This window comes from Streptomyces sp. NPDC058279 (assembly GCF_042881255.1).
In the GTDB taxonomy this organism is placed as follows: domain Bacteria; phylum Actinomycetota; class Actinomycetes; order Streptomycetales; family Streptomycetaceae; genus Streptomyces.
Genome location: NZ_JBHVYA010000001.1, coordinates 743,827 through 765,709, shown reverse-complemented (window position 1 = coordinate 765,709; position 21,883 = coordinate 743,827). Strand labels below are relative to the sequence as shown.

18 protein-coding genes are annotated in these 21,883 nt (G+C 74.8%); 7 read left to right on the top strand and 11 right to left on the bottom strand.

Annotation, left to right across the window (positions count from 1 at the left end; all coding sequences use genetic code 11):
• Positions 1-81: 81 nt before the first annotated feature.
• The 3 genes from ACFVXJ_RS03680 to ACFVXJ_RS03670 are packed head-to-tail and all read right to left on the bottom strand — an operon-like array spanning position 82 to position 2,995.
• Positions 82-1,338, bottom strand: coding sequence for a Tm-1-like ATP-binding domain-containing protein (locus ACFVXJ_RS03680; RefSeq protein WP_389657972.1), 1,257 nt, complete (start codon positions 1,336-1,338; stop codon positions 82-84).
• A gap of 37 nt (positions 1,339-1,375) precedes the next feature.
• Complete coding sequence (locus ACFVXJ_RS03675; protein ID WP_389657969.1) at positions 1,376-1,915, bottom strand: NUDIX domain-containing protein; 540 nt, start codon at positions 1,913-1,915, stop codon at positions 1,376-1,378.
• 30 nt (positions 1,916-1,945) lie between these two features.
• Entirely contained in the window at positions 1,946-2,995 is a 1,050-nt protein-coding gene (locus ACFVXJ_RS03670; protein ID WP_389657966.1) for a cation diffusion facilitator family transporter, read from the bottom strand.
• Between the two features lie 151 nt (positions 2,996-3,146).
• Here ACFVXJ_RS03670 and ACFVXJ_RS03665 point away from each other — a divergent pair, with 151 nt between their 5' ends.
• The 3 genes from ACFVXJ_RS03665 to ACFVXJ_RS03655 are packed head-to-tail and all read left to right on the top strand — an operon-like array spanning position 3,147 to position 7,172.
• Positions 3,147-5,498 (top strand): FHA domain-containing protein, encoded by a 2,352-nt coding sequence (locus ACFVXJ_RS03665; RefSeq protein ID WP_389657963.1) that lies wholly within the window; start codon positions 3,147-3,149, stop codon positions 5,496-5,498.
• A gap of 13 nt (positions 5,499-5,511) precedes the next feature.
• Positions 5,512-6,156 (top strand): hypothetical protein, encoded by a 645-nt coding sequence (locus tag ACFVXJ_RS03660; RefSeq protein ID WP_389657960.1) that lies wholly within the window; start codon positions 5,512-5,514, stop codon positions 6,154-6,156.
• Positions 6,156-7,172, top strand: coding sequence for a serine/threonine-protein kinase (locus ACFVXJ_RS03655; protein ID WP_389657957.1), 1,017 nt, complete (start codon positions 6,156-6,158; stop codon positions 7,170-7,172). Before ACFVXJ_RS03660 ends, ACFVXJ_RS03655 begins: the two co-directional genes overlap by 1 nt.
• A gap of 56 nt (positions 7,173-7,228) precedes the next feature.
• On the opposite strand, the gene ACFVXJ_RS03650 is transcribed toward ACFVXJ_RS03655, so the two are convergent.
• On the bottom strand, positions 7,229-7,597 hold the full coding sequence (locus ACFVXJ_RS03650) for a hypothetical protein (RefSeq protein WP_389657954.1): 369 nt from the start codon (positions 7,595-7,597) through the stop codon (positions 7,229-7,231).
• 107 nt (positions 7,598-7,704) lie between these two features.
• Positions 7,705-8,988, bottom strand: a complete 1,284-nt coding sequence (locus ACFVXJ_RS03645) for a streptophobe family protein (RefSeq protein WP_389657951.1) — start codon at positions 8,986-8,988, stop codon at positions 7,705-7,707.
• 420 nt (positions 8,989-9,408) lie between these two features.
• Here ACFVXJ_RS03645 and ACFVXJ_RS03640 point away from each other — a divergent pair, with 420 nt between their 5' ends.
• The 3 genes from ACFVXJ_RS03640 (at position 9,409) to ACFVXJ_RS03630 (ending at position 15,702) form a co-directional block, all read left to right on the top strand.
• Entirely contained in the window at positions 9,409-10,587 is a 1,179-nt protein-coding gene (locus ACFVXJ_RS03640) for a DUF6777 domain-containing protein (protein WP_389657948.1), read from the top strand.
• Positions 10,588-10,599: 12 nt separating this feature from the next.
• Positions 10,600-12,678 (top strand): SpoIIE family protein phosphatase, encoded by a 2,079-nt coding sequence (locus ACFVXJ_RS03635; RefSeq protein WP_389657946.1) that lies wholly within the window; start codon positions 10,600-10,602, stop codon positions 12,676-12,678.
• Between the two features lie 300 nt (positions 12,679-12,978).
• Positions 12,979-15,702, top strand: a complete 2,724-nt coding sequence (locus ACFVXJ_RS03630; RefSeq protein WP_389657943.1) for a phosphodiester glycosidase family protein — start codon at positions 12,979-12,981, stop codon at positions 15,700-15,702.
• Between the two features lie 7 nt (positions 15,703-15,709).
• Here ACFVXJ_RS03630 and ACFVXJ_RS03625 read toward each other — a convergent pair whose 3' ends face one another.
• From ACFVXJ_RS03625 to ACFVXJ_RS03615, 3 genes are all read right to left on the bottom strand, one after another.
• Positions 15,710-17,665, bottom strand: a complete 1,956-nt coding sequence (locus ACFVXJ_RS03625; protein ID WP_389657940.1) for an ABC transporter permease — start codon at positions 17,663-17,665, stop codon at positions 15,710-15,712.
• 184 nt (positions 17,666-17,849) lie between these two features.
• Positions 17,850-18,671: a molybdate ABC transporter substrate-binding protein gene (gene modA / locus ACFVXJ_RS03620; protein ID WP_389657937.1), complete on the bottom strand. Its 822-nt coding sequence runs from the start codon at positions 18,669-18,671 to the stop codon at positions 17,850-17,852.
• Between the two features lie 127 nt (positions 18,672-18,798).
• A complete protein-coding gene (locus ACFVXJ_RS03615) occupies positions 18,799-19,194 on the bottom strand; it encodes a molybdopterin-binding protein (RefSeq protein ID WP_389657934.1) in 396 nt (131 codons plus the stop codon).
• 133 nt (positions 19,195-19,327) lie between these two features.
• On the opposite strand from ACFVXJ_RS03615, the gene ACFVXJ_RS03610 reads away from it, so the two are divergent.
• On the top strand, positions 19,328-19,705 hold the full coding sequence (locus ACFVXJ_RS03610) for an RNA-binding S4 domain-containing protein (protein ID WP_389657931.1): 378 nt from the start codon (positions 19,328-19,330) through the stop codon (positions 19,703-19,705).
• Between the two features lie 39 nt (positions 19,706-19,744).
• Here the strand turns inward: ACFVXJ_RS03610 and ACFVXJ_RS03605 are convergent, their stop codons facing one another.
• The 3 genes from ACFVXJ_RS03605 to dhaK all read right to left on the bottom strand — a co-directional run bounded on the left by ACFVXJ_RS03605 (position 19,745) and on the right by dhaK (position 21,873).
• Positions 19,745-20,155 (bottom strand): PTS-dependent dihydroxyacetone kinase phosphotransferase subunit DhaM, encoded by a 411-nt coding sequence (locus ACFVXJ_RS03605; protein ID WP_389657928.1) that lies wholly within the window; start codon positions 20,153-20,155, stop codon positions 19,745-19,747.
• Positions 20,152-20,763 carry a dihydroxyacetone kinase subunit DhaL gene (gene dhaL / locus ACFVXJ_RS03600; protein WP_389657925.1) on the bottom strand — a complete coding sequence of 204 codons (612 nt, stop codon included), beginning with the start codon at positions 20,761-20,763 and terminating at the stop codon, positions 20,152-20,154. Before dhaL ends, ACFVXJ_RS03605 begins: the two co-directional genes overlap by 4 nt.
• A gap of 111 nt (positions 20,764-20,874) precedes the next feature.
• Positions 20,875-21,873: a dihydroxyacetone kinase subunit DhaK gene (gene dhaK / locus ACFVXJ_RS03595; protein WP_389657922.1), complete on the bottom strand. Its 999-nt coding sequence runs from the start codon at positions 21,871-21,873 to the stop codon at positions 20,875-20,877.
• Positions 21,874-21,883: the final 10 nt, after the last annotated feature.

Sequence of the window (21,883 nt, the reverse complement as noted above, 5' to 3'; positions counted from 1 at the left end):
CGGGGTGTCTCGGGCGGGGTAGGGCGGAAGCGGAACGGGTCGGTCGGAAGGGGCGAGGCGGTAGGGGTGAGGCGGTAGGGGTCAGGCCACTGCGCGTTCCGCGCCGATCATGGCGTGCAGCCGATCGGCGGCGGCCCGTCCGAAGGACGGATCGTTGATGTGGGTGTCGTAGTCGTGCAGCCGGGCGGCGCTGCCCCGCAATCCGTCGCGCAGTGCCGTGAACAGGGCCCGGTCCGCGCCGGGGTCATGGTACGGGCCACCGGGGGCGCCCAGCGTCGACAGTCCGCGCAGTGGGACGCACACCTCCGTGGGCCCGGTCGCCACCCGGAGCTTGGCGGCGACCCGGCGGCCGAGTTCCGCGCATTCGGCCGCGGTCGTACGGATGACGGTGATCGACGGGTTGTGGACGCGGACCCGCCGGTAGCGGACCCGTTCGGGAAGGCTCTCCAACGGACCGAACTTCACCATGTCCAGCGCGCCCAGGCTCACCACCTGAGGGACACCGGCCCGCCCGGCCGCGCTGAGCCGGTCGGGCCCGGCCGTGAGGATGCCCCCGCACAGGTCGTCGGCGAGTTCGCTGAGGGTGAGGTCGAGGACGCCCGCGAAGATGCCCTGACCGGCCAGCTTCTCCAGGGTGCGCCCGCCGCTGCCGCTGACGTGGAAGACCAGCACCTCGTAGCCGAGTTCGGTCAGCCGCTCCCGGGCCGCGTCCACGCCGATCGTGGTGACGCCCGCCATGCTCGCGGCGACCAACGGCCGTGAACCCGCTCCCAGCCGGGCCGGTCGGCGCTGCTCCAGCCCGGCCCGGGCATGGCCCTTGGCCATGGCGGCGATCGCCTCCACCGCGTTGGTGAGCACCGGGGCGGAGACGCTGTTGATCCCCGCGATGTCCACGACGCTGTACATCATCGTGATGTCCGCGGAGCCGATGTACGGGGCCACGTCGCCGGAGGCCATGGAGGAGACCATCAGCTTCGGTACGCCCAGGGGCAGGGCGCGCATCGCCCGGGTGGCGATGGAGGTCCCGCCGCTGCCCCCGATCGCGAGGACCCCGTGGAGCCGGCCCTCGGCGTGCAGGCGTAACAGCGTCGCCTCGGCGCCCTGCGCCATGGTGGTGACGGCGGCCCCCCGGTCGGCGGCAGCCCGTAGCTCCGACAGTTCCGTCCCCGCTGCCCGTGCGACCGCCTCGCGCGGTATCTGCGCGGGTATCCGGGGCTCGCCCATGATTCCTGTGTCGACCGTGATCACTTCGACGCCGGCCCGCAGCAGCCTCTCGCGCAGCCAGCCGTACTCGACACCCTTGGTGTCCAGGGTTCCCACCAGCACGACATTCGTCATATCTGCAATGTCCAGGCACGTGGGGTTTGTTGGCAAGTCAAGGTCGGGCCAACCCCTCCAATAGGTGCAACAACCGCTCCAGGAAGGGAACTTGACCTGCGATGAGCTTGTTTCTGGCCACCGGGGGAGAGAACCAGGCCACCCGGTCCAGTTCCGGGAACTCCGCCTGCCGGCCGGAGTGCGGAGGCCACTCCATGGTGAAGGTGCCGGGCACCATCAGCGCCGGGTCCAGGTCGGCCCGTACCGCCCAGACCGTGACCAGTTTCCCGCCGGTCATCCGGACCTCGCCGAGCGGCAGGTACGGGCCCTCGGGCGGGGGCAGGCCGATCTCCTCGGTGAACTCGCGGCGTGCCGCGTCCAGCGGTTCCTCGTCCTGGCCGTACTCGCCCTTGGGGATGCCCCACCCCCCGGCGTCGCGCCGCTCCCACAACGGTCCGCCCAGATGGCCCAGCAATACCTCGACCCCGGCCTCCGCCGTGGCCCCGCCCCCGCCCTCGACCGCGTCCTCGGCCCCGGTGTCGGCAGCGGTCCCCGCCTCGCGGAACAGGAGCAGCCCGGCGCTGCGCTTTTGCGTCATGGGGCCATGTATGCCCCGCCGCGCGTTCCGTCAGTGATCGTGCGGGCCCTCACGGTGGACCGGCCCGTGCGCGCCCGCGCAGTGCGGATCGGGCCCCTGCCCGTCCTCCCCGGCGCGGCCGACCGACAGCAGGGCCTCCTGGACGTGGTCCACCTGGAGGGTCGTGTGGGTGATCCCGTACTCCTTCTCCAGCAGCCGCTCCAGGTCCCGGCGTACGGCGTGGCAGTCGCCGGCCGGCTCCACGAGCACGTGCGCGGAGAGCGCCGCCTGCCCGGAGGTGATGGTCCAGATGTGCAGGTCGTGCACCTCGGTCACCGGCGGGTGCCCGACGAGGCGGTCGCCGACCGCGTCCGGGTCCGTGTTCGCCGGGGCGGCCTCCAGGAGGATCCGGCCCGACTCGCGGACCAGGCCGTAACCCGCCTTGACCATCAGCACCACCACGACCAGCGAGGCGATCGAGTCGGCCTGGCGGAAACCGGTGGTCAACACGATCAAACCGGCCACGGCGGTCCCGATGAAGGCGAACAGGTCGTTCAGGATGTGCTGGTAGGCGCCCTCCACAACCAGGGAGGTCCGGTTCGCCTTCGAGATGCACCAGGCCGCCGCCACATTGACGACGATGCCCGCCAGCGCCGTGATCAGGACCAGGCCGCCCGCCACCGGCGGCGGATCGATCAGCCGCCGCACCGCCTCGTACGCCAGCCACACCGCCAGCAGCAGCAGGGTCAGCCCGTTCGCCTGGGCGGAGAGTATCTCCGCGCGCTTGAGGCCGTAGGTGAACCCGCCGCGCGCCGGGCGGGCGGCGAGCCGCATCGCGATCAGCGCGAGGACGATCGAGACGGCGTCGGTCAACATGTGGGCGGCGTCGGAGACCAGGGCCAGCGACTGGGCCAGGACGCCGATGACCACCTCGACGGCCATGAAGCCGCCGATCAGGCCGAGGGCGATGGCCAGCCAGCGCCGGTCGGCGTCCGCGGCCACCCCGTGGCTGTGCCCGGCGTGCCCACCGTGCCCGGAATCCCCGGAGTGCCCGGTATCCCCGGCGCGCCGGTGGTCGTGCCCGTGGTCGTGCCCGGTCATGGCGTCCCCCGTTTGTTCGGTTCCGACGCCTGAAGTCAAGCGCACGTCGCGCGCATCGGCAAAGGCTGCAACGGGGACCGTTGTCATTACCCATAACACCCCGCTGACCAGGTGTTATGCCGCGCCGCCCGGATCGTGGGAAAATCTGTCCATGGTCCAGCGACCCGGTGCGCCGGCCGCACCCGAACTCGTGCTGGAGACCGCCCGGGGCTCCACCCCCATCAGCCCGGGCCGGACGTACCACGTCGGGCGCGACCCCCTCTGCGAGATCTGTCTGGACGACGCCCGCGTCTCCTGGCACCACGCGATCCTGCGCCCCGAGGGCGACCACTGGACGGTCGAGGACGAGGGCAGCACCAACGGCACCTGGGCCGACGGCCACCGCATCCGCGAATGGAGCGTCGGCCCCGGCAGCGAACTGCGCTTCGGCAGCGCCGAGGACGGCCCCCGCGCCGTCCTCCTCGGCCCCGCGCCCGAGCGCACCCCCGCCCGCCCGTCCTCCGTCGCGAACCCCGCCCTGTCCGGCACCTTCCACCGGCCGGCCTCCGTACGACGGCTGCCCGCCCGGACCGTCCGCATCGGCCGGGCCCCCGACAACGACCTCGTCGTCGACGACCTCGTCGTCTCCCGCCGCCACGCCGAACTGCGCGCCCTGCCCGACGACAGCCACGAGATCGTCGACGTCGGCAGCCACAACGGCACCTACCTCAACGGCTCCCGCGTCGAGCGGGCCCCCGTCGCCGAGGGGGACATCGTCGGCATCGGACACACCGCCTTCTGCCTGGTCGGCGACCAACTCCAGGAGTACGTCGACACCGGTGAGATCTCCCTCGACGTCCAGGACCTCGCCGTCACCGTCGACCACGGCCGCAAGGTCCTCCTCGACCACGTCTCCTTCCCCGTCGGCGCCAAGTGCCTGCTCGCGGTCGTCGGCCCCAGCGGCGCCGGCAAATCCACCCTGCTCGGCGCGCTCACCGGGCTGCGCCCCGCCGACCGGGGCACCGTCCTCTACGACGGACGCGACCTCTACCGCGACTACGCCGAACTGCGCAGCCGCATCGGCCTCGTCCCCCAGGACGACATCCTGCACGCCCAGCTCACCGTGCGCCGGGCCCTGACCTACGCCGCCGAACTGCGCTTCCCGCAGGACACCGCGAAAGCCGAGCGGCAGGCCCGGGTCGACGAGGTCATCCGGGAACTCGGACTCGCGCAGCGCGCCGACCAGACCATCCACAGCCTCTCCGGCGGCCAGCGCAAGAGGGTCTCCGTCGCGCTGGAACTGCTGACGAAGCCCTCCCTGCTCTTCCTCGACGAACCGACCTCCGGACTCGATCCCGGCATGGACCGCTCCGTGATGCACATGCTGCGCGGCCTCGCCGACGACGGCCGAACGGTGATCGTGGTCACCCACAGCGTGCTCAGCCTGGACGTGTGCGACCGGCTGCTGGTCCTCGCCCCGGGCGGACGCGTCGCCTACTACGGGCCGCCCGGGGAAACCCTCGGTTTCTTCGGCTTCGCCGAATGGCCGGAGGCGTTCGAAGCCTTCGAGAACCAGCAGGACCGGGACTGGGCGGCCGAGTACCACGCCTCGACCCTGTACCGGACCTACGTCCGAGGACCGGGCCGGCAACCCGCGGCGGCCGGCGGCGCCGCCGGACCGGCCGGCTTCGTCACCGCGCCGCCGAAGGCGCAGAGCTGGGGAGCGCAACTGTCGACGCTCGTCCGGCGCTACGCCGCCGCGCTCGGCGCCGACCGCACCTTCCTCGCCATCATGGTCGCGCTGCCCTTCGTGATGGGCGCGATGGCCCGCGCGCTGGCCGCCGGCTCCCTCACGCAGGAGACGGCCGTCAACGCCCTCCTCATCCTGTGCGTGGGCGGCGTCCTCACCGGTGCGGCGAACGCGGTACGCGAACTGGTCAAGGAGCGGACCATCTACCAGCGCGAGCGGGCCGTCGGGCTGTCGCGCTCCGCCTACCTGATGTCGAAAGTGGTGGTCCTGGGCACGGTCACCGTCGCGCAGGCCGTGGTGTTGACCCTGGTGGCGCTCCTCGGCGTGAGACTCAACGCCCCCGGCGGCAAGGGGGTGCTCCTGCCTCCGCTCGTGGAGATCACGATCGCCGTCGCCCTGTTGTCCTTCACCGCGATGATGCTCGGCCTGCTCGTCTCCGCGTTGGTCCGGAAGGAGGAGGTCACCATGCCGCTGTTGGTCCTCCTCGCCATCGTGCAGGTGGTCTTCTGCGGCGCCCTGCTCCGGCTGAGCGGCGTGCCGGTTATCGGGCAACTGGCCTGGCTGGTTCCCTCGCGCTGGGCGCTCGGCGCCATGGCCGCCACCATCGACCTCGGCGCGATCGTCCCCGGCAAGGTCACCGACGACCCGCTGTTCGCCCACTCCGCCGGGGTGTGGCTGCTCGACATCGGGATGCTCGTCGCGCTGTCCGTGCTGTTCGGTGTGCTGGTCTCCCGGCTGCTGCGCCGGCACGAACCCGCCATCATGCGGAAGTAGCCCGGTGACCTCGATGACGAGCCCTGGCAACACCGCGGACTTCCGGCCCACGCACGTCGTACCGCAGGAGGGACTGCCCGCCTGGGAAGCGCCGGACGTGTCCCGGCCGACCGCCGCCCTGGACCCGTTCCTGCCCGTGCAACTGCTGTCCCGGCAGGGCGAGTGGGGCGAGATCCTGTGCGCCAACGGATGGTCCGCGTGGGTGGACGGCCGCCTGCTGGTGGCGGTGCCGCAGCCGCCGCCGACGGGCGGGCGGCCCCTCGCGCGCAGCGAGGACCCCACCCCGCTGCTCGCCCGCAGCGCCGACGTGTTGGAGCGCTACCGACGGGCGGCGGACCAACTCGCCGCCGGGCGCGTGGACACCGAGGGCTTCCGCAGGGGCACGCGGGGACTGCGGGCGGGCGTGGTGATCGACGGGGAGTCGGTGTGGCTCTACGACGAGGCGGCCGGGCGGTGGCTGTACGGCGCAGGCGGTCCGGCCGCGACCTACGCCGTAGTCTCCGGGCCGGGCTCCGCGGCCGGGCCGCGGCCGCCCGATGGGTCGCGATCCGGTGCGCCGGACGACGCGGGAGCGCCCGCGCCGGACGAGGGCGCGCCGGACGACGCCGGACACGAGTCGACCCTGGTCGTGGAGTTCCCGGAGAGCGGCGAGCGGTGATGTCCGTCGAACCGCTCGGCGGTCGGGCCTCCGACCTGCGCGGCAAGCGGATCGCCGGGTATCAGGTGGAGAGCGAGATCGGGCGCGGCGGGATGGCGGTCGTCTACCGGGCCTTGGACCTGCGGCTGGACCGGACGGTGGCGTTGAAGCTGCTCGCGCCCGAACTCGCCCGCAACGACACGTTCAGGCAGCGGTTCGCCCACGAGTCGAAGGTGGCCGCCGCCATCGACCACCCCCACATCGTGCCCGTCTTCGAGGCGGGCGAGACGGACGGTCTGCTGTACATCGCGATGCGCTACGTCGCCGGGCAGGACCTACGGGCCCTGCTGGACCGGACGGGCCCGCTGCCCGTCCGTACGGCGGCGCGCATCGCGGCGCAGGTGGCGTCCGCGCTGGACGCGGCCCACGCCCACGACCTGGTCCACCGGGACGTCAAGCCGGGCAACATCCTGGTGGCGGAGGGCACCGACAGCGACCACCCCGAGCACGTGTACCTGACCGACTTCGGGTTGACGAAGAAGTCGCTGTCGCTGACCGGGTTCACCAGCGTCGGACAGTTCGTGGGGACCCTCGACTACGTCGCGCCGGAGCAGATCTCCGGCAAGCCGGTCGACGGGCGCTGCGACGTGTACGCCCTGGGATGCGTCGTGCAGGAGATGCTGACGGGTGTCCCGCCGTTCCGGCGTGACGACGACATGGCCCTGCTCTGGGCTCACCAGTTCGATCAGCCGCCTCCGGTGACCTCGCTGCGGCCCGACCTTCCGCCGGCCGTCGACGAGGTGTTGGGCAAGGCGCTGGCCAAGTCGCCGGAGCAACGCTGGCGCGACTGCCTGGAGTTCACGGGGGCGCTGCGGCGGGCGGGGGAGGCGATGGGGCCGGCGGGGGAGACGGCGGCCTCCGCACGCCCGGCGACCCGGCTCGCGGACGCCCTCGGGTCCGCCGCCGACCGGGGTCCCGCACCGCCACCGCCGCGTTGGGCGATGCCGGTGTTCCGGGCGCGCGGCGGCGGTGCGTGAGGCGGATCGGGGTGCGTCGCGGCGGATCGGGGAGAGACGCGGCGTAGGGACAGCGGTCAGGAGTCGGAGACGAGGGCGGAGCGGCAGAGCACGTACGCCCTGACGTCGGCGTGCGCGGCGGAGGCGTACCAGCCCTTGCGGCCGTCCGGTCCGGCTACCGGGTGACTGGCCAGCACGGGCCCGGAGTTGCCGTTCTCCAGCGAGTAGCCGCCGGACTGCACGAGCATGCCGTCGGGGCAGTAGACCGCGCTGGCCGAGATCTCCCGGGGTGTCGCGTCCCGCACCCCGACGGGACCGGCGAGGTAGCGGGCGCCGGTGGGCGTCGCTCCGATGGGGAGTGCGGCGGACAGGGTCAGGGCGACTGCGGAGACGGCAAGCAGGCCGCCGGCATGGAGCGGCCGGAACAGGCCTTTAAACGTGTTCACGGAGGTGAGGTTGGCATGCGGAATCGATTCGCCGCCGAATCGATCCGGGCCGGTTCACCCGTACGGACCATCGGTTGGTCGCCGCGCGGGCGGGGCAACCCCTCAGGTCAGGGCCTCGCGGGACGCTCCGCCCGGGCCACCGGCCCCCGATGGCGCAACGGACGGGCCACGAGGGCGCCGACGTAGCCGGCCACCGCGCCCCACAGCAGGGCCAGGCCGACGGTGCGCCACAGGACCGGGGTGAGTTCGACCCTGCCGCCGAGGCCGCCCACGTCGCCGATCCCCAGGAGCGACAGACCGAAACCGGCCCGCACCCCCACCAGCAGACAGATCGCCAGGACGGCCAGGGCCAGTGCCACGCCCAGGTGCAGCGCGTGCCGCCAGGGCCGGATCCCGGCCGGCGAGCGCACGGCGGCCAGCACGCCCGTGCCCGACAACAGCACGGCGGCGATCACGACCAGCCACCACCAGCGGGAGTCCCGCTCCGCCAGGGAGGACACGTCGACGGTGGAACGCCCCGGACCGCGCAGTACCTGGTCCAGCGCGTGCGGCAACGGCAGCCCGAACGGCCCCTCGACCCTGCCCTCCCAGGCCCCGCCCAACCCCACCGACAGGGCCGGCCACGCCAGGTTCGGCAGGCCCAGCAACACGACCGCCAAGGTGCGTTCGGCATGCCCCCGGGTGGCCGCCACCACGAGTCCGACGACGACCCCTAGCGCGACGTACGCGAGGAGCAGCACCAGGGTGGCGAAGGCGACCGGGCGCACCGCCGTGTGGAAGCGGACCAGTGCGGTCGGCAGCGGAGCGCGCCGCGACACCAGCAGGGACACGACCAACAGGCCGACGATCCAGGCCAGTCCGCCGAGCAGGGTCGCCGGCAGGTCGGCCGCGAAGCCCACCGTCGGGCTGGAGCCGGTCAGTTCGCCGATGTCCGAGAGCAGCGAGTCGCCGGGGGCGAGGGCGAAGGTCTGCCGGGCCGCGAGGCCGGTCCCCAGCAGGGCGAGCAGCCAGAGCGCGGTCAAGGGGACGGCTCTGCCCAGTAGTTCGCGCGGGCCGGCCACCGCCCGGCCGCGCAGGGGCCGCAGGAAGGCGCAGCCCGCGGTCAGCGCCCCGGCCAGGCCCACCGACAGCGGCAGCACGGAGAGCTCCAGCGTGGCCCCGGCCAAGGAGCCGGCCCCGCCGGAGGCGTCGACGGATCCGCCGGCCGCCAACACGACCACGGCGGCGACCACGCGCGGGTAGGCGCCGTCCGGCAGGCCGCCGGCGCCCGCGCAGGCCGCCCCGGCCGCGGCGACGGCGAACATGACCGCGAACCCCGCCAGTACGGCCGCGAGGCCGTCACGCCAGGACTTCGCGCCGCCGAAGGCCGTCGTCGTCGAGGGACTGCTCACCCCGCAAAGGTGGCACCCCCGGCTTGCGGCCACCACCCGGAGGGCGCACACAATGGTCCGCAGGAGTGCGATACACGCGGATGTAATCGGATATGTCCGTACGGCAGCTGCGGAACGTCCACGGGGTCCCGGGCCGCCTCCGCAGGGGAAGAAGAGCCCGTGACCACGCAACCCTCGGGTGAGGAACCGCCGCGGCCACCCCGATCCGGGCAGCCGTGGAACGTCCCACGGCCGCCGTCCGGCTCTCCTCCGTCCGGGCCGCCCTCGGGCCCCCTTTCGGGTGGCGGCGGCCGACACGGCGGTCCGCCGCCCTCGTCCCCCTCCGGGCCTCCCGCCGGACCCCCCTCGGGGGCGGGCGCACCGCCGCCCAAGGGGCCGTGGTGGCGCTCCGTACCCCGGCTGGCCACGGCCGTCGTCGCGGTGGCGGCCGTCGCGGCCCTCGTGGTCGTCCTCACCCGGCCCGGCGGCACCCCGTCGGGCAAGGCCGGTGGTGAGGTCTTCCTCCAGCCCGCCTCCGCGACCGGACCCGCCCCCTTCACCGAATCCACCGCCGCCGACCAGGGCACGCCGCCCCCGCGCAGCCCGTCCCCGCAGGCACCGAGCGCCGCCGCGACCGGCACGGCGACGACCGGGACGACGGTCACCCGCAGCGTCAGCGGGGCGGCGCCCGGGCTCTACGGCGGAACGAAGGACGTCGCCAGTTGTGACGTGGAGAAGCAGATCAAGGCGCTGTCCGCCCAGCCCGCGAAGAACGCGGCCTTCGCCTCGGCGCTCGCCGCCGCACCCACCTCCGTCCCCGGCTACCTGCGCTCGCTGACGCCCCTCCAACTGGGCGTCGACACCCGGGTCACGAACCACGGCTACCGCGACGGCAAGGCCGTCGCCTACCAGGCCGTGCTCCAGGCCGGGACGGCTGTGCTGGTCGACGACAGGGGCGTACCCCGGGTGCGCTGCGCCTGCGGGAACCCGCTGGCGCCGCCGGTGGCGCTCAAGGGCGGCGAACCGAAGCGGACCGGGCAGCCGTGGCCCTCGTACCGGCCCTCCCGGGTGGTGGTCATCGCGCCGTCGGTCACCGTCGTGAACAAGTTCGTGATCTACGACCACCAGGACGGGCGCTGGGTCGAGCGCGACCGGCACGACCACCAGGGCAAGCACGACAAGACGGTGGCGCCGCCGGTGGTCGAGGAGCCGCCGTCGGGGTCGAAGCCGCCCACGCTCTCGCCGCCGCAGTCCCCGCCGACCTCACCTCCCGGGTCGCCGGCCTCGCCACCCGAGTCCCCGCTCTCGCCCCCCGAGTCCCCGCTCTCGCCACCGGAGTCGCCGCCGACCTCCCCTCCGGAGTCCCCGGGCACCTCTTCCGCACCCGCGCCCGGCTTGGTACGCCCGGAGCCGGACACCTCGCACCCCACGGCGAGCACGGCCACGGCGAGTGCGCAGACCCCGAGCTCGGCCACCCCGAGCTCGGCGACCCCGAGCACCGGCACCCCCAGCCACGCCGCACCGGCGGAGCCCGCGCATCCCGCACCGCCCTCGGCCGACGCCTCGGACCTTGCCGACCTGGCCGACCCTTCCGCACCGGCGACGTCCGGTCACACGTGAGACGCTGGCTGTATGGACCAGCGGGGAGAGACGGCCCCCGAAGTCGACTGGCCCGCGCGGCCGGACACCAGCCTCGCGCTGAACCGCATGGGCACGTTCGACTGGGACCTCGACAGCGGGCAGATGCACCTCGACCCGACCGCCCTCGAGGTGCTCGACCTGCGCCCCGACGAGTTCAACGGCACCCCCGACGGACTGCGCGCCCGCCTGGTGTCCGGCGAGGAAGCGCGCGTCGACGCGCGCGTCGCGCAGGCCCTCAAGGAGGGCCGCAGCCACTACGGCGCCTACTTCCGCAGCCGGCGACGTGACGGCAGCGCCGGCTGGACCCACATCCAGGGGCACATCCTGCGCGACCCGCGGGGCCGCCCCTACCGGATCATCGGCATCCTGCGCGACGCCGCCCACGACCCGGGCGAGCCGGGGGCGGACGGGGCGCACGACGAAGGCCGGCGCCGGATGACCGGTGTCGTCGAACGCACCACCGCGATCCTCGCGCACGCCCGCACCGTCAACGACGTCACCGACGTCCTCAAGGACCCCGAGGCGCTCGGACACCTCGGGGCGGTCAGCGTCATGCTCGGCGTCGTCGACGGGGGCCGGATCCACCTGGTCGCGGAGGGCCGGCTGGGTTCGTACGTCCCCGAGATCGAGTACACCCGCATCGACGCGCGCTTCCCGATGAGCGAGGCCGTCCGGGGCCTCAGCCCGGTCTTCATCGCCTCGCGCGACGACTTCCGGGAGCGCTACCCGCTGCTGTGGCCCTACATCGAGCCGCTCGAAGTGTGCAGCGGCGTCTATCTGCCGCTCATCGCCCAGGGCCGGGCCATCGGCGCGCTCGGACTCCTCTACACCCGCGCCGGGGACTTCACCGCCGAGGAACGCAACGTCCTGATGGCACTGGGCAGCGGCATCGCGCAGAGCCTCCAGCGGGCCATCCTCTTCGAACAGGAGCACGACCTCGCCGAAGGGCTCCAGCGGGCCATGCTGCCGCGCCGGATCCCGGAGGTCGCCGGGGTCCGCATCGCCGTCCGCTACCGGGCCGCCAGGGTGGGTCGGGACATCGGCGGTGACTGGTACGACGTCATCCCCCTCGGCGACGGCCGGGTCGGGGTGATGATCGGCGACGTGGAGGGGCACGACACGGACGCGGCGGCCGTCATGGGCCAACTCCGCATCGCGCTGCGCGCCTACGTCGCCGAGGGGCACACGCCCGGCACCGCGATGGCCCGGGCCTCGGCGTTCCTGCGCGAGCTGGAGACGGAACGCTTCGCCACCTGCACCTACGCCGAGGTGGACCTCAACACCGGGACCGTGCGCATGGTCCGCGCCGGTCACCTGGACCCGGTCCTGCGGCGCGGCGACGGCAGCGCCCACCGGGTCCAGGCGGCGGGCGGCCTCCCGCTCGGGCTGCGTCCGCCCGAGGGCGCCGGCGCCCTGCCCGGGTCGGGCACCGGGTACCCCGTCACCGCCCTCGACCTGCACCCGGGCGACACGCTGGTGCTGTGCACGGACGGCCTGATCGAGCGGCCCGGAGGGGACTCCGAGACGGGCATGCGCGAGCTGATGGACGCGGTCCGTGCCGGTCCGACGGACGTCGAGGAACTCGCCGACGTGCTCTGCGAGCTCATCGGCGACGCGGGCGGCGGCGACGACATGGCGCTGCTCCTGCTGCGCCGTCGCGGTACGCCCGCCCCGCGCGGCGGCGGTCCGCTGCACCACCGGCTCGACCCGGGCGATCCGGCGGCCCCGGCCCACGCCCGGCACCTGATCCGCGCGGCGGCGCAGGCGTGGGGCGCCCGGGCCCGCGCGGACGAGATCGTGCTCGCCGCCGACGAGCTGATGACCAACGCCCTGGTCCACACCGACGGCGGCGGCAACGTCGGCATGCGCCAGACCGCGCAGGGGCGGATCAGGGTCGAGGTGGAGGACTCCAGCAGCGCCCTGCCACACCGCCGGGAGGCGGGGGAGTGGGCGATGTCGGGGCGCGGCCTGCTGCTGGTGGAGGGGTTGGCGGACGGCTGGGGGGTGGAACCCAGGGGCGCCGGGAAATGCGTGTGGTGCGAGTTCGAGGTTCCACCGCCGTCCGGTTGAGGGGACCGGCCGGAGCGCGGAGCCGCCGGGCGCCTGTTGCGGTGCCGGACTTTGGCGAGCGCCGGCTCGGCGCGCTGCCGGGCTCGGCACCACACCGGGCTCGGGCGCCCCACGGGTGGCCCGGGGCCGCGGTGCAGGGTCCGGAGGGCGGGGTCGGCGCCGGGGTGGGGGCAGGCGGTGCCCCCGGCCCGCGCCTCCCCCACGGGTGGCCCCGCCCCGGGAGGGGCGAATGGCTGAAACCGCGGGCGTGGCACGGGGAACACGCGCTCGTCGACCGGTCTCCCGTTCGATGCTGCCGGTGTGTCGAACCGACGTCCGCTGCTCCGCGCTTGCCTCCCGGGTCCCTTCCGCCTGTCCCACCCCGCCTTCCCGACCGCCCCGGTCGTCCCCCGGCTCGTCCCCCTGCTCACCTCCCTCCTCGCCTCCCTGCTGTGCACCGCACTCATCGCGCCCCCCGCGCGGGCCGCCGACGACGAGGCCATCGAGACCGCCCGTACCTCCCGGCAGATCGCCCCCGGAGTCGGCCTGGAGTCCTACGACCGCCTCCAGGCCGACCGGTGGCTGCGGATCGACGAACTCGTCGCGGACCTCGGCGGACCCGACGGCGTACGGGCCGAGTACCTCGGCGGCCCCGGACGGAACCCGGCGCACCCCGAGACCCTCGCCGAAGCCGCCGCCCGGCATCCGGTCGGGCCCGGGCGGCGGATCGTCGGCGCGGTCAACGGCGACTTCTTCGACATCCGGGCCACCAGGGCCCCCCTCGGCCCCGGGCTGCGCGCGGGACGGCTCCTGCACTCCGCCTCGCCCGGCCCCGGCGGCGGCGTGGCCATCGGCTTCGGCACCGAGGGCGACGGCCGGCTGCTGCGCCTCGGCCTCGCCGGGACCGTGACCCTGCCGGGCGGCGCGGTCCGGCCCCTGGCCGGCTACAACGCCGCCCGGCCGCCCGCCGACGGCTTCGCCCTCTACACGGAGGACTGGGCCGGTACCGCCCTGCCCGCCGCGGCCACGCGGGCCGTGGAACTCCGCGACGGCCGGGCGACCGGCCCCGCCCGGCAGCCGCCGGGCCGCCCCGCCCCCGGCACGACCCTGCTCGTCGCCACCGGGACCGCCGCCGCCGAACTCGCGGCCCTGCGGTCCGGGGACCCGGTCGCCGTGACGGCCCGCCCGGTCGCCGCCTCCGCCGGACCCGCCCCCGTAACGGCCTTGGGCGGCCGGGAACCGCTGGTCCTGGCCGGAATTCCGCAGGACCACGACGGGGAACGCAACAACGCCGCCGCCCCGCGCACCGCCGTCGGCCTCGCGCCGGACGGGCGACGGCTGCACCTGGTCACCGTCGACGGCCGGCAACGCGACAGCGGCGGCCTCACCCTGACCGGGCTCGGCCGGATGATGCACAGACTGGGCGCGTTCGACGCCCTCAACCTGGACGGCGGCGGTTCCTCGACGCTGCTCGCCGGACGGAGCGGGGCCACCGCGCTCACCGTCGAGAACTCCCCGTCGGACGGCACGCTCCGCCCCGTCCCCAACGGCCTGGTCCTCACCGTCCCCGCCGGCTCGGGCCGGCTCGCCGGGTACCGCGTCGAGCCCCTGACCGGCCCGGCCCGCGCCTTCTCCGGCCTCACCCGCACGCTCCACGCCACCGGCCACGACTCCGCGCTCGGCCCCGCCCCCGGCGCCCCGCGATGGTCCGCCACCGGCGGCCGTGTCGACCCGGACGGGGTCTTCCACGCGCTGCGGCCCGGTCCCGCCACCGTCACGGCCCGGCGCGGCCCGGCCGCCGGCGCGCTGCGCCTCGACGTCCTCGGCCCCCCGACCCGGATCCGGCCCACCAGCGACCGGATCGGCCTCACCGGGACCGCCGAGGCCGCCGGGTTCGGGCTGACCGGCTACGACGCCCAAGGCGCGGCCGCGCCGATCGAACCCCGGGACGTGACGCTCCGGTTCGACCGCTCCCGCTGGAGCGTCACCGACGACGGCCGGGGCGCCTTCCGCGTGAGCGCCCGGGTCCCGCACGCCACCGGGCGGCTGGGCATCACCGTCCCGGCCACCGGGGCCACCGCCGAACTCGCCCTCGGAGTGGGCCTGGAGGAGTTGCCGCTCACCACCCCGGACGACACCGCCCGCTGGACCGGGCCGGGCGCGGCGGCGGCCCCCGGCGCGCTGGCCCTGACACCCGCCCGCGGCCCGGCGTCCGCCACCCCGCCGGGCCCGGTCCCCGTGCCGGAGCTCGCCCGTTCGGTGTCCCTGTGGGTGACGGGGGACGGCTCCGGAGCCCGCCCCACCGTGTACCTGGCCGACGCCGACGGGACCGCCGTCGCCCTGCGCGGACCCGCCGTGACCTGGTCGGGGCGGCGCCGGGTCAGCTTCCCGCTGCCGAAGGGGGCGCAGCCGCCGCTGCGCGTGACCCGGCTCTCGGCGGCGCCCGGGACCCGGCCCGGCCGGCTGCTGTTGGACACCCTGACGGCCGCGACCCCGCCGACCGGTCCGGCCCCCGCCACGCCGGCGGCCACCGACCCCGTCGTGGGAACCGCCGCCCGGGTGGCGGCGCGGCCCTGGCGGTTCGCGGTGGTCCCGGCCGGGCAGGCACCACCACCGGGCGTCGACTTCGTGCTCGGCGGCGGCCGGTCCCGCCCCGGAGACGTGCACCGGGGGGTACGGTTCCTGACGCTCGACAGCGGCCACCGCACACTGGACGCGGGCGCCGGGCTGGCACGGATGAGGGCGGTGCGCGCGGCGTTGGCGACCGCCGCCCGCGAGCCGGACACGGGCGCGGTGGCCGTCGTGGAACGCCATGCGCCCCAGAGCGTCGACCGCAAGGAGGCCGCCCTGCTGGAGGGGCTGCTCGCCGAGTTCCGCCGCACCACGGGGAAACGCGCGGCGCTGCTGACCCTCGACGCGCCCCGCTTCGCCGCCGGCCGCTCCGAGGGGGTCCTGTCGGTCTCGGCGGCCCGCGCCGAGCGGACCCTGATCGGCGTCGACGCCTTCGCCGCCGGGGACTGGCTCTCGGTACGGCCCGGCGCCTGACATCCGGTCAGAGCCGCACGAGGGTCACCTCGGTGGCCTTGACACTGGTCCACACCTCGGCGCCGTCGACCACGCCGAGCTCGGCCGCCGCCTCCGGGGTGATCTCCGCGACGAGGTCGGGCGCCTCGGCGGAGGCGACGAGCACGCGCAGCCGGCTGCCGACCGCGGTGACCTCCCGTACGGTGCCGGGCCACACGTTGCGCGGACTGCCGTCCGGTCGCGTCCGGTGCACGGACACCGCCTCCGGGGCGATGATCGCCAGCGCCTCCGACCCCTCGGGCAGCGCCTCGGGCACCACCAGCCGCCCCCCTCCGGCGAGTTTCAGCCCCTCCGCGGTGGCGGTGCCCGGCCAGGCGTTGCGGCCCAGCATGCGGGCCACCCACGGGGAGCGCGGATGCCGGGTGACCTCGGCGGGCGGGGCGTCCTGGAGGGTCTGCCCGTCGGCGAGCACGAGGACCCGGTCGGCCAGCGACACCGCCTCGACCGGATCGTGCGTGACGATCAGGCAGACACCGCCGAAGCCGGCCAGGTGGGTGCGCAGGGTGTGCCGGACGCGCGCCCGCGTCGTCTGGTCGAGGGCCGCGAGCGGCTCGTCGAGCAGAAGCAGCCGGGGCCGCGCCGCGAGCGCCCGGGCCAGCGCCACGCGCTGCGCCTGCCCGCCGGACAGTTGCGCGGGCTTGCGCCGGGCCAGATGGCCCACGCCGAGCCGGTCCAGCCACTCCTGCGCCTGCGCGCGGGCCGCCGCGCGCGGCACCCGGCGGGCGCGCAGCCCGTACGCCGTGTTGGCGAGGGCGCTCAGGTGCGGGAACAGCGCGCCGTCCTGCGGGACCCAGGCGACCTGCCGCCGGTGCGGGGGCAGGTCGGTGACGTCGGTGTCGCCGAGCCGCAGGGTCGCGTGGGCGCGCGGGGTCAGCCCGAGCAGGGCGCGCAACAGGGTGGTCTTGCCGGCGCCGTTCTCGCCGACGACGGCGATCGTGGTGCCGGGCCCGGCGTCCAGGGTCAGCCGGTTGAAGCCGGTGACCTCGGCGTGCAGCGGCCATCGGCCCTCGTCCGGCCCCCCGTCCCCGTCCCGGTGCGCGGTGGCCGGAGTGACCGGGACGGGGGCGGGGAGGGGTTCGGTGACCTCCCCGGCGATGGTGGTGGCACCCTTGGTGGAGGTACCCGCGCCCGGGGTGCCGGTCCAGCGACCGCGCAGTGCGATCAGCACCCCCATCGCGATCGCGAGCAGCAGCAGCGACACGGAGGTGGCCGCCTCGGGGCTGTCCTGGAGCAGCAGGTACACCTGGAGCGGCAGCGTCTGGGTGGTGCCGGGCAGGTTCCCGGCGAAGGTGATGGTGGCGCCGAACTCGCCGAGCGCCCGGGCCCAGGTGAGCGCCGCGCCCGCGATCAGGCCGGGCGCCACCATGGGCAGCGTCACGGTGAAGAACACCCGTACCGGCGTGGCGCCCAGGGAGGCGGCGGTCTCCTCGTAGCTGCGTTTCAGACCGCCGAGCGCGCCCTCCAGGCTGATGACGAGGAAGGGCATCGCGACGAAGGTGGCGGCGACGACGGCGCCCGAGGTGTGGAACGGCAGCGTGATGCCGAATGTGCCCTCCAGCCACGGCCCGAGCAGCCCCCGACGGCCGAAGCCCAACAGCAGTGCCACGCCGCCGACGGTGGGCGGCAGCACCATCGGGAGCAGCACGAGGGACCGTACGAACGCCTTTCCCTTGAAGTCCACGCGGGCCAGCAGCCAGGCGAGCGGCACACCGAGGAGGAGCGAGAGCCCGAGCGCCCAGAAGGAGACGAGCAGTGACAGCTTGAGCGCCTCCTCCACGCCGGGGCTGCCCAGATGGGTACCCAACTCGCCCCACTGGGTGCGGGTCAGGATGCCGACGAGCGGCAACAGCAGGAACGCCACGGCGAGGAGCGCGGGCAGCGCCAGGGCCGCGGGCGGCCGGACGCGGGTACGGATTCTGCTCATGAGGCGGTTCCTGGCTGGGGCTCCCGGCGGGGCCGGGTCGCGATGTCTGCCGGGCGGCGTTCCGGAAGGGGAAGGGTAGGGCCTGTACGGGCGTCCGCGCGCGGGTGGCGCGGCAACGGCGGGAGGGACTGCCCGTCCCCCCGGACCGGGCAGTCCCTCCCGCCGCGTTCGGCCGCGCGCGCCGTTACGGCTTCTGGAAGCCGGCGTCCTGAAGGATCTTCTGCGCCTCGGGCGAGCTCAGCCAGGCCACGAAGGCGGCGGCGGCTTCGCCGTTCTTGGACTGCTTGATCGCGGCGGCGGGGTAGGAGGCGACCGCGTTCTGGTCGTCCGGGATGTCCACCGTGACGACCTTGTCACCCGACTTGGCGGAGTCCGTCTTGTAGACGAGACCGGCATCGGCCTCGCCCAGCTCGACCTTGCTCAGCACGGCGCGGACGTTGGCCTCCTGGGATACCGGCTTCACCTCGATCTTCTGCGCGTCCAGGATCTGCTTGCTGTACCGGCCGACCGGTACCTCGGGCGCGGCGAGTACGACCTTGAGCTTGTTGTCCGCGAGGTCCTTCAGCTCGTCGATCTTGAACGGGTTGCCCTTGCCGGCGGCGATGACCAGGCGGTTCTTCGCGATGACCGTCGCGTCGTTCGTCTCGGCCTTGAGGCCGTCCATCGTCTTGGTGTCGGCGGTGACCAGCGCGTCGGCCGGGGCGCCCTGCTTGACCTGCGCGGCGAGCTCCTGCGACCCGGCGAAGGAGAAGGTCACCTTCGTACCGGGGTGCGCCTTCTCGTACGCGGTGCCCGCCGTCTTGAAGACGTCGGTGAGCGAGGACGCGGCGAGGACGGTGAGGTTCGCCGCCTTGGTCTCGGCGGAGGCGGACGCGCCGGACGAGGCGCTCGGCGAGGCCGTCGCGTCGCTCTTCTTGTCGGCGCCACAGGCGGCGAGGGCCGGCACCAGGAGGGCGGCCGTCAGGGCGGCGGCAGCGGCGCGGCGGCGGGTCAGGGTCGGGGACATGAGCGGGTGCTCCTCGGTCGGGTCGGCGGCCGGCTCGGGTGCCGGGGCCGCGCGGTGGTGACCCGCGCCGGGGACGGGCGGAGCGGGTGGGGACGTTCGGTGGTGTGGGCGGGGGTCGCGACCGTGGTCAGGCGCGGTCCACGTGCACGCTGGTGGACTTCACGCGGGCGGTGGCCTGCATGCCGACCGCCAGGCCGAGCTCTTCGACGGCCTCACGGGTGAGCAGCGACACCAGGCGGTGTGGGCCGGCCTGGATCTCCACCTGGGCGGCCACGTCGCCGAGCGTGACGGCCGTGACGATGCCCGGGAAGGCGTTGCGCGCCGAGGTGTACGGCTCCTCCTCGTCGCTGTGGGCGCCTTGGCCCACCTCGACGGAGAAGGCGGCCAGGGCGCGGCCGTCGATCAGCCGGCGTCCGCCCTCGTCACGATGGGTCGCGACCCGGCCGGCGTCGGCCCAGCGGCGCGCCGTGTCCGGGCTGACGCCCAGCAGACGCGCGGCCTGTCCGATGGTGTAGGACTGCATGTGCGACAAGGTAGGGGCACCGTCGGCGCATCTGCAATTCCCTCGGCTGGTTGTACGTGGCACTTGCCAGGGTGTTGTGGTATCCGCCGAAAGTCGTTCCGCGTCGGGCCGCCCGTCTCGGTAGGGTCGGGACATGGCTGATGAGGTGACGGGAACGGTCCGGGTGGACGCGTGGATCTGGTCGGTGCGCCTGACCAAGACCCGCTCGATCGCGGCGACGGCCTGCCGCGCGGGTCATGTGAAGGTCAACGGCGAACGCGCCAAACCCGCCCAGGCCGTGCGCGAGGGCGACGAGATCCGGCTCTTCCACGCGGGCCGCGAGCGGATCGTGGTGGTGCGCAGGCCGGTGGCCAAGCGGGTCGGCGCGCCGGTGGCCGCCGAGTGCTACATCGACAAGAGCCCGCCGCCGCCCACCCCCGTCGAGGCGGCCGTGGTCGGCATCCGCGACCGCGGCGCGGGTCGGCCGACGAAGCGCGAGCGCCGCGAGATCGAGTCCCTGCGCGGCCGGTAGAGAGGTGGCGCCAGAGCCGGCCCGGCCGGGCCGGCCCGGTCAGCTCTTGCGGTACGCGTACGCCTCGCCGGCCGCGGCCTCCACCGCGTCCACCGGGGCGCCGGCGGAGACGGCCACCACCGCCGCCACCGCCCCCTCCAGGAACGGGGCGTCGACCAACCGGCAGCCGTCCGGCAACTCACCGTCCACCAACAGCGACTTGACCGTGAGCACCGAACTGCCCAGGTCCGCCAGGATCGCCACGCCCGCGCCCTGATCCACCTCCCGTGCGCCGGCCACGATCAGCTCCGCGCTGGTGCCGAGCCCGCCGTCCCCGGTCCCGCCCGCGACGGCGATGCGCACGGCCGGCGCGCCCCCGGCCAGGCCCCGGGCGAGGCCGGCCACCGAGCGCGCGACCTCGGCGCTGTGCGAGACCAGCACGATGCCGACATCGGCCCGCGGCGCGCTCACGCCCCGTCCTCCGCGACCTCGGCCAAGGCGTTCAGCAGCAGCGCCGACGAGGTCGCGCCCGGGTCCTGGTGCCCGATGCTGCGCTCGCCCAGGTAGCTGGCCCGGCCCTTACGCGCCTGGAGCGGCACGGTGGCCCGCGCTCCCTCCTCCGCCGCGTCGGCCGCCGCGCGGTAGGAGGTGCCCAGCGCGGCCACCCCCGGCACCAGCGCGTCCAGCATCGTCTTGTCGCCCGGCGCCGCGCCGCCGAGCTGCGCCACCGCGCCCACACCGGCGTACAGCGCCTCGCGCAGCGCGTCGTCGGAGACCGCGGGGGCGTCGCCGAGTTCCTTGCCCGCCCGGCGCAGCAGCGTCCCGTACAGCGGTCCGGACGCCCCGCCCACCGTGGAGATCAGGGTCCGTCCGGCCAACTGGAGCACCTCGCCCGGGGAGGTCACGGCCGGTTCGCCGGAGGCGAGGGACGCCCGCACGGCCATGAAGCCGCGCAACAGGTTGCTGCCGTGGTCGGCGTCACCGATGGGGGAGTCGAGTTCGGTCAACCGGTCCGCCTCGCGTTCGACGGCCGCCGTGGCGGTGTCCATCCAGCGCCGGAAGAAGTCTGTGTCACGCACCGGATCTCCTCGCCTCACGTCCGCCCGACCGGTCCCGTACCGCCACCATACGATCCGCGGGCGCGCCGGCGGGGCTTTGACGGCGGCCCGGAGCGGTCACCTGACGGCCGCTCATCGCCCCCACCGCAGGGCGGCGGTCCGGACCGGGGCGTCCCACAGGCGCAGCAGTTCCTCGTCGGCCCGGCACAGGGACACCGAACAGCCCGCCATGTCCAGGGAGGTGACGTAGTTTCCGACGAGCGTCCGGGCGATCGGCACCCCCCGCTCGGACAGCACCCGGGCGACTTCCGCGTGGAACCCGTACAGCTCCAGCAGCGGGGTCCCGCCCATCCCGTTGACCAGCGCGATCACCGGCCCGTCGGCGGGACCCACCTGCGCCAGGTCGTCGAGTACGGCGCCCACCGCCACGTCGGCGATCTCCCGCGCCGTCATCATCGCGCGCCGCTCCCGGCCGGGCTCGCCGTGGATCCCGATGCCCAGTTCGAGCTCGCCGACGGGCAGGTCGAAGGTGGGACTGCCCTTCGCGGGCGTGGTCACGGCGCTCAACGCGACACCGAAGCTCCGCGAGGACTCGTTGACCCGGCGGGCGAGCGCCGCGACCTGCTCCAGCGGCGCGCCCTCCTCGGCGGCCGCCCCGGCGATCTTCTCCACGAACAGGGTCGCGCCGGTGCCGCGCCGTCCGGCGGTGTAGAGGCTGTCGGTGACGGCGACGTCGTCGTTGACCAGTACCTGTTCGATCCGTACGCCGTCCTCGCCCGCGAGGTCCGCGGCCATCTCGAAGTTCAGCACGTCCCCGGTGTAGTTCTTGACGACGAACAGGACGCCCTGCCCCGAGTCGACCGCGGCGGCGGCCCGCACCATCTGGTCGGGCACCGGCGACGTGAACACCTCTCCGGGGCAGGCGGCCGACAGCATGCCCGGGCCCACGAACCCGGCGTGCAACGGCTCGTGCCCGGAGCCGCCCCCGGACACCAGCCCGACCCGTCCGCCGGTCTTGGCGTCCCGCCGTACGACGACCCTGCGCTCGACGTCGACGTCCAGGTCGGGGTGCGCGGCGGCCAGCCCGCGCAGCGCGTCGGCGACGACGGTCTCGGCACTGTTGATCAGCATCTTCACGAGG

Excerpts from the sequence above, each read along its gene's own strand:
- ACFVXJ_RS03635 (WP_389657946.1), top strand. The coding sequence starts at position 10,600 with ATGGACCAGCGGGGAGAGACGGCCCCCGAAGTCGACTGGCCCGCGCGG.
- ACFVXJ_RS03675 (WP_389657969.1), bottom strand. The coding sequence starts at position 1,915 with ATGACGCAAAAGCGCAGCGCCGGGCTGCTCCTGTTCCGCGAGGCGGGG.
- modA (WP_389657937.1), bottom strand. The coding sequence starts at position 18,671 with ATGTCCCCGACCCTGACCCGCCGCCGCGCCGCTGCCGCCGCCCTGACG.
- ACFVXJ_RS03610 (WP_389657931.1), top strand. The coding sequence starts at position 19,328 with ATGGCTGATGAGGTGACGGGAACGGTCCGGGTGGACGCGTGGATCTGG.
- ACFVXJ_RS03665 (WP_389657963.1), top strand. The coding sequence starts at position 3,147 with ATGGTCCAGCGACCCGGTGCGCCGGCCGCACCCGAACTCGTGCTGGAG.
- ACFVXJ_RS03680 (WP_389657972.1), bottom strand. The coding sequence starts at position 1,338 with ATGACGAATGTCGTGCTGGTGGGAACCCTGGACACCAAGGGTGTCGAG.
- ACFVXJ_RS03625 (WP_389657940.1), bottom strand. The coding sequence starts at position 17,665 with ATGAGCAGAATCCGTACCCGCGTCCGGCCGCCCGCGGCCCTGGCGCTG.
- ACFVXJ_RS03615 (WP_389657934.1), bottom strand. The coding sequence starts at position 19,194 with ATGCAGTCCTACACCATCGGACAGGCCGCGCGTCTGCTGGGCGTCAGC.
- dhaK (WP_389657922.1), bottom strand. The coding sequence starts at position 21,873 with ATGCTGATCAACAGTGCCGAGACCGTCGTCGCCGACGCGCTGCGCGGG.
- ACFVXJ_RS03655 (WP_389657957.1), top strand. The coding sequence starts at position 6,156 with ATGTCCGTCGAACCGCTCGGCGGTCGGGCCTCCGACCTGCGCGGCAAG.
- ACFVXJ_RS03670 (WP_389657966.1), bottom strand. The coding sequence starts at position 2,995 with ATGACCGGGCACGACCACGGGCACGACCACCGGCGCGCCGGGGATACC.
- ACFVXJ_RS03660 (WP_389657960.1), top strand. The coding sequence starts at position 5,512 with ATGACGAGCCCTGGCAACACCGCGGACTTCCGGCCCACGCACGTCGTA.